Source organism: Massilia cavernae (assembly GCF_003590855.1).
Taxonomy (GTDB): Bacteria; Pseudomonadota; Gammaproteobacteria; order Burkholderiales; family Burkholderiaceae_D; genus Telluria_A; species Telluria_A cavernae.
Genome location: NZ_QYUP01000192.1, coordinates 25,054 through 35,941 on the forward strand (window position 1 = coordinate 25,054; position 10,888 = coordinate 35,941).

Here is a 10,888-nt window from a genome sequence, read left to right on the forward strand (position 1 = left end):
AATTTTCTCCTAAGTGTTCTGCGGCGATCAGTTGCGAGACCGGTTGCCAAGTCTTGAAGCAATGCCCATGATCCGCTCTTGCGATTTAGGGTTGTTCAGGCAGTTCCAGGAATGCCTTGCGTTCCATGTCGAGCAGCCACTGCTCGCTGACCATGCTTGCCCTGGTCGGAATGTCGCCGGCCGCTCAGATTTCTCGGCGATCAGTCCGCCCAGCTTTGTAAGTCGTGTCGGAAGATGAAGCCGCCGTCGCGCATGTTGACCAGCTGGCCGCGGACGGTCGCCCAGCCGTAGCGGCGGTGACGCGGCACAGGAGCTGGATCGGCGCGCGGTAGCCTGCGTCGGACATCGGCGCGCGGTCACTTTCGCCACGTGCAGCAGTTCGTACGGGTTGAACACGATGACGTCATCTTCCTTCAGGTAGCCCATCGCCTTGGCTTCCAGTGCCGATTTCGACACGTTGGCCATTGCCGCGTTGGTGAAGCCGGTCTTCAGGAATTGCAGGATGTCGTTGCCCTTGGCTTCGCGCGCCGCGCGCACTGCCGCTTCCTTCAGGCCACCGCCCGCAGGGATCAGGCCCACGCCGACCTCGACCAGGCCGATGTACGACTCGAGCGCGGCCACGCGCTTCGATGCGTGCAGCGCCAGTTCGCAGCCGCCGCCCAGCGCCAGGCCGGATACCGCAGCCACCACAGGCACGTTGGAGTACTTCAGCTTCATGAAGGTGTTCTGCAGTTCGGCGACGATCGGGTCGAGCGCCTTGGAACCGCCCTGCATGAACAGCGGCAGCGATTCCTGCAGGTCCGCACCGGCCGAGAATGGGCCGCCATCGGCTGCGTCGGTGTTCCAGATGACCAGGCCCTTGTAGCCCTTCTCGGCTTCTTCCAAGCCGCGCTGCAGGCCCTTGATCACGCCGCTGCCGATGACGTGCATCTTGGTCTTGAGCGACAGGACCAGCACTTCATCGCCCGAATGCCACAGGCGCACGGAGTCGTCTTCGAACACGGTGGTGCCGGCGGTTTTCGCGTCCACACCGCCGCTGCCCAGTACCGGCGCGCGGAATTCCTGGCGCTTGTACACGTCCAGCGTCGAGCGTGGCACGTAGCTGTTCGACTTGGCGGAGTAGGAACCTTCAGCGGTGTGAACGCCCTTCTCGGCTACCTGGCCTGCGAATACCCACGCTGGCAGCGGTGCGTTGGTCAGCGCCTTGCCTTCTTCGATGTCCTGCTTCACCCACTCGGCGATCTGGGTCCAGCCAGCGGCTTGCCAGGTTTCGAACGGGCCGACGCTCCAGCCGAAGCCCCAGCGCATGGCGAAGTCGATGTCGCGCGCGTTGTCGGCGATGGTGTCGAGGTGGTAGGCGATATAGTGGAAAGCGTCGCGGAAGATCGCCCACAGGAACTGGCCTTGCGGGTTGGTCGATTCGCGCAGCGCCTTGAATTTCTTGACTGGGTCTTTCTCTTTCAGGATGCGGCCAATGATGTCCGCTGCCTTGCCGCCGCCGGCGACGTATTCGCCGCTCGCGAAGTCGAGGCGCTGGATGTCCTTGCCGACTTTCTTGTAGAAGCCCGCGCCGGACTTTTGGCCCAGCGCGCCTTTCTCTACCAGTTTGGCCAGCACTTCAGGCGTCTTGTACACGCTGAAGAACGGGTCGTCCTGCAGGTTGTCCTGCATGGTCTTGATCACATGGCCCATGGTGTCCAGGCCGACAACGTCCGCGGTGCGGAAGGTGCCGGACTTGGCACGGCCAAGTTTTGCGCCGGTCAGGTCGTCGACTACGTCCACCGACAGGCCGTACTTCTCGGCTTCGTGGATGGTGGCCAGCATGCCGAAGATACCGACACGGTTCGCAATGAAATTAGGTGTGTCCTTGGCGCGAACGACGCCCTTGCCGAGCACCGAGGTCAGGAAGGTCTCGAGCTGGTCGAGGATTTCCGGACGGGTGGCTTCGGTCGGGATCAGTTCGACCAGGTGCATGTAGCGCGGCGGATTGAAGAAGTGGACGCCGCAGAAGCGCGCTTTGAGGTCGGCGTCGAAGCCTTCGGCCAGCTTGTTGATCGACAGGCCGGAGGTGTTGGACGCGAAGATGGCGTTGGCGCCGATGTGCGGTGCGACCTTCTTGTACAGGTCGTGTTTCCAGTCCATGCGCTCGGCGATCGCTTCGATGATCAGGTCGCAATCGGCCAGCTGGTCGAGGTTATCCTCGTAGTTGGCGACCTGGATCAGGCCTGCGTCTTCCTTGTCGCCGAAAGGCGCCGGGGACAGCTTCTTCAGGTTCTCGATGGCGCGCAGGACGATGCCGTTCTTTGGCGTGCCTTCCTTCCCTGGCAGGTCGAACAGGACGACCGGTACCTTGGCGTTGACGCAGTGGGCTGCGATTTGCGCGCCCATCACGCCGGCGCCGAGCACGGCTACTTTTTTAACGTTGAAATTGGTCATGGTCTTTCCTTATTCTTAGAACAGATCTGCGTCGAGAGCCATCAGGTTGCCCGAACCGGAGCGCGCCTGGCGAATCAACATCGCGGTTTCCGGATACAGGCGTGCGAAGTAGAAGCGTGCGGTCGCCAGCTTGGCCTTGTAGAAGTTGTCGCCCTTTGCTTCGGCGGCTTCGGTCTTGGCCAGTGCGATCTTCGCCATCTGCGCGAAGAAGTAGCTATACACCAGGTGGCCGACGACGCGCAGGTAAGGAACCGCTGCCGCGCCGACTTCGTCCTGGTTGGTGAAGGCCTTCATGCCGATTTCCATCGTCATCTTGGTGACCTTGTCGCCCAGTTCGCCCAGCGGGGTGATGAACTCGGATAGCGCTTCGTCGGTGCCGTTTTCCTCGACGAAGGCCTTGATCTTCTCGCCGAACTTGCGCAGCTTGGCGCCGTTGTCCATCAGGATCTTGCGGCCCAGGAGGTCGAGCGACTGCACGGTGTTGGTGCCTTCGTAGATCATGTTGATGCGCGCGTCGCGCACGTACTGCTCCATGCCCCATTCGGCGATATAGCCGTGGCCGCCGTACACCTGCATCGCTTCCGAGGTGGCGATCCATGCGTTGTCGGTGATGAAGGCCTTGATTACCGGAGTAAGCAGCGCCACTTCGTCGGCCGCGTCCTTGCGCACTTGTTCGTCAGGGTGGTTCAGTTCGCGGTCGATCTGCAGCGCCACGTAGGACGAGAATGCGCGCGCGCCTTCGGCGTAGGCCTTCGCGGTCAGCAGCATGCGGCGCACGTCGGGATGAACGATGATCGGGTCGGCCGGCTTGTCAGGCGCCTTCGGACCGGACAGGCTGCGCATCTGCAGGCGGTCCTTTGCGTATACCAGCGCGTTCTGGTACGCGACTTCGGTCAGGCCCAGCGACTGCATGCCGACGCCAAGGCGGGCAGCGTTCATGAACACGAACATCGCGTTCAGGCCCTTGTTCGGCTGGCCGATGATCCAGCCCTTGGCGTTATCGAGGTTCATCTGGCAGGTCGAATTGCCGTGAATGCCCATCTTTTCTTCGATCGCGCCGCAGGCGATGCCATTGCGCTCGCCGACGGTGCCGTCTGCGTTCGGCAGGAACTTCGGCACCAGGAACAGCGAGATGCCCTTCGAGCCTTCCGGCGCGTCAGGTACGCGCGCCAGCACCAGGTGCAGGATGTTCGCGGACATGTCGTGCTCGCCGGCGGAGATAAAGATCTTCGAGCCGGTGATGCTCCACGAGCCGTCGTCCTGCGGGATCGCCTTGGTGCGCAGCAGGCCCAGGTCGGTGCCGCAGTGGGCTTCGGTCAGGCACATGGTGCCGGTCCACTCGCCCGAGACCAGCTTTGGCAGGTAGGTTTTCTTTTGTTCGTCGGTGCCGTGCTCCAGCAGGCACTCGTAGGCGCCATGCGACAGGCCGGGGTACATCGACCATGCCTGGTTGGAGGAGTTGAGCATCTCGTAGAACGAGTTGTTCAACACGATAGGCAGGCCCTGGCCGCCGTATTCAGGGTCGCACGCCAATGCCGCCCAGCCGCCGTCGACGTACGCCTTGTACGCTTCCTTGAAGCCCTTTGGCGTGGTGACGCTCTTGGTGGCCGCGTCGAAGCTGCAGCCTTCGCGGTCGCCCGAATGGTTCAGCGGGAACAGCACGTCCTGCGTGAACTTGGCGCCTTCTTCCAGCACCTGGTTGATGATGTCGGCGTCGACATCTTCGAACTTCGGCATCTGCTTCAATTCCTCGGAAACGTTGAGGAACTCGTGCAACAAGAACTGCATATCCCGGATTGGCGCGACGTACTGACCCATGATTTTCTCCTGACGACTAAGTTTTAATGACTGCGGGCGCGTGCTGCTGCGCTTAGGCTTTATGTGGATTCTGGTAGTTCTGGATGAGGCGTTCGAAGCCAAGGCGCGCGCGCTCGACACTGCCCGGCATGCGCAGGAAGCGCGCATCGTGATGAAGGGCGAGGATCATGCCGTACATCTCGTAGACCATCTGCTGCGGATCGACGTCCGGCTTGAGGTCGCCCACGTCGATGCACTGCTTCACGCAGCGCAGCAGCGCGTTCTGCCAGGCCTGTACCATCGCGACCAGCTCCTCGCGAATCGGGCCCGGGCGGTCGTCGTATTCGACCGCGCCGCTGATGTAGATGCAGCCGGACGCGATTTCTACGCTGACGCGCTTGATCCAGCGCGTGTACATGCCCTTCAGCCGGCCGATGCCGCGCGGCTCCTTCAGCGAAGGATAGAAGACTTCCTGCTCGAAGCGGTGGTGGTACAGCTTGAGCACTTCCAACTGCAGGTCCTCGCGCGAACCGAAGTGCGCGAACACGCCAGACTTACTCATGTTCATCTTGTCTGCGAGCAGGCCAATCGTCAGGCCCTCGAGTCCGTCACGGCTGGACAGGTCGAGTGCGACGTCAAGAATGGCGGCCCTGGTCAGCTCGCCCTTGCGCATGAATTTGACTGAAGTATTAATAAGATTTACCCATCAGGTTGAAAATCCGAACGCTCGTACTATTATCCACTGGCAGTGAAATGTCAAACATAGAACTTAGAGGACAGGTTCTATTGATAGTGCGCAACGAAAAACGGGGTGATGCAGGAATGGGATTGCGATGTTGCTGGTGTTCGGCGGATACGGCCTTTGGCCTTATCCGCCCTACGGGTTTGTCCCCAATAACTTACCACGGCGGGCGTATCCGCCGCCGTTCAAACTACTCGCTGGCGCGGCCCAACTGGCGGCGGTCGCGCTTGGTCGGCCGGCCCTTGATAGTGCTGGCCGGCTCGCGGTAGATCTTGCGCGCCTGCGCGTCGTTCTCGCGCTTGACGATGCTGGCCTCGGTCTCGTCGTACAAGCCGCGCGCGACCGGCGCCCCGCCCCGCTTGTCCGAAATGTCGACCACTATCACTTCCCACGCATCCGAGCCGTTGTCGATGGTGAGCTTGTCGCCCACCCTCACCACTCGCGCCGGCTTGATGCGGTCGCCGCCGAGCTTCACGCGGCCGGTGTCCACCGCATCCGTCGCCAGCGAGCGCGTCTTGAAGAAGCGCGCCGCCCACAGCCATTTGTCGATCCGAACGTTATCCATAGTCCTCATGCATAGCCAATTGCGAAAATCCGCATGGTCAGTTTATACAAAAGATACGCCACCTCATAGCCGGTGCGGCGAATCCAGCCGACGTGGGCGAAGTCGTCCTTGTGCACCAGCACGCCGTCGGCCATGCCGCGTTCGATGTGGGCGCGCACGCTGGCCGCGAAGGCATGATCCCTGACCACCACGTTCGCTTCCTGGTTGAGGAACAGCGACAGGCCGTCGCAGTTGCTGGAGCCAACCGTGGACCAGTCGTCGTCGATCACCGCCACCTTGGCGTGCAGCTGGGTCTTGCGGTATTCGATCACCTGCACGCCGCTGGCCAGCAGCTTGGGGTAAAAGGAGCGCGCCACCATGTCCTGCAGCCATATCTCGCCGACGCCGATCAGCAGGCGTACTTCGACGCCGCGCTTGGCGGCCATCGCCAGCGCGCGGCGGAACTTGTGGCCGGGCGCGAAATACGGGTTGGCGAGCAGGACGCTTTTCTTGGCGCGGCCAATCGCATGCAGGTAGGCGCGCTGGATGGTGTGGCGGTTGCGCAGGTTGTCGCGCACCACGAAGGCGGCCAGCATCGGCGTGTCGCCGCCGGGCGGCTCGGCCTTGCGCATTTCGCGGAACAGGTTGATCCGGTTGACGATGCCCAGGTGGCCTACGCGCGCCCACTGTACCTGCATCTCGAGGTGGATCTGCGCCACCAGCGGCCCGCGCACCTCGACCGCGAAGTCCCAGCGCGGCGCCGGCAGGCGGGTCGCGGGCCCATAGTCGCGGAACCAGTCGTCGTTGCAGTTGATGCCGCCGACGAAGGCGACGTCGCCGTCGATAACGGCCAGCTTGCGGTGGGTGCGCGTGACGCCGCGCTTGAACCAGGGATTGAACACGCGGTAGCGCACGCCCGCCTCGGCGAACCGCATGCGCAACCGCGTGGCGGTGCGGCGGCCGGTGCCGAACCAGTCCAGCACCACGCGCACGCGCACGCCGCGGCGAGCGGCGCGGACCAGGGCCTCTTCGACGGAAGAGCCGATGTCGTCACTGCCCCAAATGTAGGTCTCGAAAAAAACATCGTTGCGCGCTGTGTCGATCGCGGCCAGCATCGCGGGGAACAGTGCGATCCCGCTTTCGAGCAACTGGATGTCGTTGTTGGGTACGAAGTGAACCGGGCGCATTGGAGGTTAGGGTTGCACGAACTCAGGACAGCTTCAGTTCCGCCACGATAGGAGCGTGATCGGACAGCTTTGCCCATAAAGTACCATGCAACACCAGCGCCGACTCAACCTTGAAGCCGCGCACATAAATGCGGTCCAGGCGGAACCACGGCAATGCGGCCGGGAAAGTGCGCGCCGGGGTGATGACCGGCTCGCGCCCCGCCATCTTGTTGACCAGCTTGCCGATGGCCGAGTCGTTCTTGCCGCTCAGCTCGTCAAACACTTCCGCCACGCCAAGCTCCTTGCGCAGCTTGGCGCTGAGCGTGTTGCGCCAGTCGTTGAAGTCGCCGGCGATGATCACCGGTTCGCCGTTGGGCGCCGATTCGTTGACCGCTTCGATCAGGGCCTGGGTCTGGCGGCCGCGGCCCGCCTCGAACAGGCCGAGGTGGATCACGTAGCAGTGGATCTTGCCTTTCGGCGTGTCGAGCACGCAGTGCAGTATGCCGCGCTGTTCGTAGGCGTGGTCGGAGACGTCGTGGTTGCGTTCATTGGCGATGGAGAACCGGCTGAGCAGCGCGTTGCCATGGTGGCCATGGTCGTATGCCGCGTTCATGCCGTAGGCGCAGTGGTGGGAGTCGCCGGCGAAAAACTCGTGCTGGGCACGCGCCGGCCAGTTGCGGTGGCCGCGGCTTTCCTCACCGTAGCGTGCCGTCAACTGGTCGTGACGGCCTTGAACTTCCTGTAAAAATACGACATCGGCGTCGAACTGCGTGATCGCTTTTTTCAACGCGTGCACGCGGGGCTGAGTCCGGAAGGACGATACGCCTTTATGAATGTTGTAAGTAGCTACACGAATTTTCATGGGGCCATTCTAACCCCATCAAGTCGGTGTTGTTTTGCAACTATGTCTATCGTGCGCGGGTGCGCGATGGGGATACTCCGCCCTGAAGATCGAGATAGAGCCTCAGAAGCGGGTCTTGCGCGCCGTGTATTCAGGCGAAGGCTGCTGGCGTAACAAGCCTTCAGTGCTCAGATCCTCGTCCAAGGCGCTCCAATGGATGCCGTATCCGGCCGCGCAGATTTTCCATGACCTGCGCTGTTCAGCCGTTGCCGATGCCAAGCGGGGATACCATTCCAGTGGCGCGCTTATCCTACGCCCATCCATTAGTTCCACATGAATATCGGTATCCGAAAAATCCACTGTTCGAACCCGCTCATCAGCGTCTGCGATTGAAGAATTCATTCCACTTCCTGAGAAAATCGTTCCGATACACGCGAATAATACGCTCAATTTTTCTGAGTTCAACCGGGCTGAAGCCGTAATTTCGCGCGCAGATGACTTCACCGAGCCAGAATTTGGCCGAGTGTCCGCTTCCCTCAACGTGAATGTGGGGAGGTTCGCCAGGCTCATGACTAAAGAAATAAAAACGATATCCCGTGGTGACAATCAGCGTAGGCATACGTTCACCAGCATCGCACTAAAAAGGTAGCGTAATGTGTGTAGTCAGAAATCGTTTTGGCACGGGTCAACCGTGCCACCTGAATCAGGACTGAAAATGCCTTGGCAGTTGGAGGATGGCTTCGGCGTTGGACGACGAAAAACAGCGGTCGGCCGCTTCGAGGTATGGCAGCCAGGCGTATTGCAGGTGCTCGCGGGGGCTCAGGGCGATTTCAATGTTGCGCGGCACGCAGACGCTGAACACGTGCTCGGTATTGTGCGTCACGCCGGGGGCGTAGCGGTGGCGCCAGACCGGGTAGATTTCGTAGATGTTGGAGAGGTGCCAGTCGCGCAGCACGATGTGCTTGCCGTCGGCGGCGATGCCGGTTTCCTCGAACAGTTCGCGCGCGGCGGTGTCGATCAGCGGTTCGTCTTTGGTGTCGAGGGAGCCGGTCACCGATTGCCAGAAGCCGGGGCGGTCGGCGCGCTCAATGAGCAGTACTTCCAGGTCGGGCGTGTGGATCACGACCAGGACTGATTCGGGGATTTTGTGGGGTTTGTCCACGGGGCGCGGGTCGGGCTTGCTCAGTATGGGTACCCGCTTTCGCGGGTACGACGGTTTCAAAGCCGTCGTTCCCGCGCACGCGGGAGCCCATACTTAGCGTGCTATTACGCTACCTTCGGCTCTGCGTTACGCAGGCGGATGTGCAGTTCGCGCAGTTGCTTCTCGTCGACCTCGGAAGGTGCGTTGGTCAGCAGGCACTGGGCGCGCTGGGTTTTCGGGAAGGCGATCACGTCGCGGATCGAATCGGAACCGGTCATCATGGTCACGATGCGGTCCAGGCCGAATGCCAGGCCGCCGTGCGGTGGCGCGCCGTACTGCAGCGCGTCGAGCAGGAAGCCGAACTTCAGCTGCGCTTCTTCAGCGTCGATCTTCAGCGCGCGGAATACCTTGCTCTGCACTTCTTCGCGGTGGATACGGATCGAACCGCCACCCAGCTCCCAGCCGTTCAGCACCATGTCGTAGGCCTTGGCGATGCACGCGCCCGGATTCGTCTCGAGCATGTCTTCGTGGCCGTCCTTCGGCGCGGTGAACGGGTGGTGGGTCGCGGTCCAGCGGCCCGACTCGTCGTCGTAGTCGAACATCGGGAAGTCGACAACCCACAGTGGCTTCCAGGTGTCTTCAAACAGGCCGGCCTTCTTGCCGAAGTCGGAATGGCCGATCTTCACGCGCAGCGCGCCGATCGCGTCGTTCACGACCTTCGCCTTGTCAGCGCCGAAGAAGATCAGGTCGCCGTCTTCGGCGCCGGTCAGTTCCAGCACCTGTGCCAGCGCTTCGTCGGAAAGGTTCTTGACGATCGGCGACTGCAGGCCGTCACGGCCCTTCGCCTTTTCGTTGACCTTGATGTAGGCCAGGCCCTTGGCGCCATAGATCGCGACGAACTGGGTGTAGGCGTCGATTTCCGAACGCGGCATCGCGCCACCCTGCGGTACGCGCATGCCGACCACGCGGCCGCCTTCCATGTTGGCGGCGCCCGAGAACACCTTGAACTCAACGCTCTTCATCGTTTCGGTCAGGTCGGTGAAGGCCAGCTTGACGCGCATGTCCGGCTTGTCCGAACCGTACAGGCCCATCGCGGTCGCGAAGTCCATGACCGGGAACGGGTTAGGCAGTTCGATGCCAAGGGTGTTCTTGAAGACGACGCGGATCATGTCTTCGAACATGTCGCGGATTTCCTGCTCGGTCAGGAACGAGGTCTCGCAGTCGATCTGGGTGAATTCAGGCTGGCGGTCTGCGCGCAGGTCTTCGTCGCGGAAGCACTTGGTGATCTGGTAGTAGCGGTCGAAGTTCGACACCATCAGCAGCTGCTTGAACAGCTGCGGCGACTGCGGCAGTGCGAAGAAGTTGCCGGCGTTGACGCGCGACGGCACCAGGTAATCGCGCGCGCCTTCCGGGGTCGACTTGGTCAGCATCGGGGTTTCGATGTCGATGAAGCCCAGGTTGTCGAGGTACTTGCGCACTTCCATCGTCACCTTGTAGCGCAGGCGCAGGTTGTTCTGCATCTGCGGACGGCGCAGGTCGAGAACGCGGTGGGTCAGGCGGGTGGTTTCGGACAGGTTGTCGTCGTCCAGCTGGAACGGCACCGGCACCGATGCGTTCAGCACTTCCACCTGCGACGCCACTACTTCGATGGTGCCCGACCTCAGGTTAGGGTTCGCGGTGCCTTCCAGGCGCTTGCTGACCACGCCGGTGATGCGCAGGCAGTACTCGTTGCGCACATGCTCGGCGGCCTTGAAACACGTCGGCGTTGTCCGGATGGCAGACCACCTGCACCAGGCCTTCACGGTCGCGCAGGTCGATGAAAATCACGCCGCCGTGGTCGCGGCGACGGTGTACCCAGCCGCACAGGCTGACGGTTTGGCCCAGCAGCGCTTCAGTGGTGAGGCCGCAGTAGTGTGTACGCATGGAGGACATAATTTTTCAGTCTAGGTTGGTTGTTCGGTGGACGCTGGCAGCGCGCCTTCAGTTTTCTTGATCGGTGTCTGCTCGGGGGCGACGACGCCCATCGAGACGATGTATTTCAGGGCCGCGTCGACGCTCATATCCAGTTCGACGACACGCGAGCGTTCCATCATCAGGAAGAAGCCGGAAGTCGGGTTCGGCGTGGTCGGCACGTAGACGCTGACGAAGTCGCCCTGCAGGTGGTTCTTCACGTCGCCGCCCGGCACGCCGGTGAGGAAGGCGATGGTGTAGCTGTCGGCGT

The 10,888-nt window shown here is 61.9% G+C and carries 9 protein-coding genes and 2 pseudogenes; all 11 read right to left on the reverse strand.

Features of this window, described 5'->3' with window-relative positions; translation table 11 throughout:
• Positions 1 to 27 precede the first annotated feature (27 nt).
• A pseudogene (locus tag D3872_RS24060) lies at positions 28 to 2,436 on the reverse strand (3-hydroxyacyl-CoA dehydrogenase/enoyl-CoA hydratase family protein).
• 15 nt (positions 2,437 to 2,451) lie between these two features.
• The gene (locus tag D3872_RS24065; RefSeq protein WP_119813132.1) at positions 2,452 to 4,254 is read right to left on the reverse strand and encodes an acyl-CoA dehydrogenase C-terminal domain-containing protein; all 1,803 of its coding nucleotides are present in this window, start codon (positions 4,252 to 4,254) and stop codon (positions 2,452 to 2,454) included.
• 52 nt (positions 4,255 to 4,306) lie between these two features.
• Positions 4,307 to 4,906, reverse strand: a complete 600-nt coding sequence (locus D3872_RS24070; protein WP_119813133.1) for a TetR/AcrR family transcriptional regulator — start codon at positions 4,904 to 4,906, stop codon at positions 4,307 to 4,309.
• Between the two features lie 259 nt (positions 4,907 to 5,165).
• A complete protein-coding gene (locus D3872_RS24075; protein ID WP_119813134.1) occupies positions 5,166 to 5,540 on the reverse strand; it encodes an RNA-binding S4 domain-containing protein in 375 nt (124 codons plus the stop codon).
• Positions 5,541 to 5,545: 5 nt separating this feature from the next.
• On the reverse strand, positions 5,546 to 6,706 hold the full coding sequence (clsB, locus tag D3872_RS24080) for a cardiolipin synthase ClsB (RefSeq protein ID WP_119813135.1): 1,161 nt from the start codon (positions 6,704 to 6,706) through the stop codon (positions 5,546 to 5,548).
• A gap of 22 nt (positions 6,707 to 6,728) precedes the next feature.
• Positions 6,729 to 7,547, reverse strand: coding sequence for an endonuclease/exonuclease/phosphatase family protein (locus D3872_RS24085; protein ID WP_119813136.1), 819 nt, complete (start codon positions 7,545 to 7,547; stop codon positions 6,729 to 6,731).
• A 102-nt stretch (positions 7,548 to 7,649) separates the two neighbouring features.
• A complete protein-coding gene (locus tag D3872_RS24090; protein WP_119813137.1) occupies positions 7,650 to 7,928 on the reverse strand; it encodes a DUF2442 domain-containing protein in 279 nt (92 codons plus the stop codon).
• Positions 7,903 to 8,145 (reverse strand): DUF4160 domain-containing protein, encoded by a 243-nt coding sequence (locus D3872_RS24095; protein WP_119813138.1) that lies wholly within the window; start codon positions 8,143 to 8,145, stop codon positions 7,903 to 7,905. The genes D3872_RS24090 and D3872_RS24095 overlap by 26 nt, the downstream gene beginning before the upstream one ends.
• Positions 8,146 to 8,229: 84 nt before the next feature.
• On the reverse strand, positions 8,230 to 8,688 hold the full coding sequence (nudB, locus tag D3872_RS24100; protein WP_119813139.1) for a dihydroneopterin triphosphate diphosphatase: 459 nt from the start codon (positions 8,686 to 8,688) through the stop codon (positions 8,230 to 8,232).
• A 104-nt stretch (positions 8,689 to 8,792) separates the two neighbouring features.
• Positions 8,793 to 10,590: pseudogene (gene aspS, locus D3872_RS24105) on the reverse strand (aspartate--tRNA ligase).
• Between the two features lie 20 nt (positions 10,591 to 10,610).
• On the reverse strand, positions 10,611 to 10,888 hold a 278-nt coding region (locus D3872_RS24110), incomplete at its 5' end, for a DUF502 domain-containing protein (protein ID WP_119813140.1).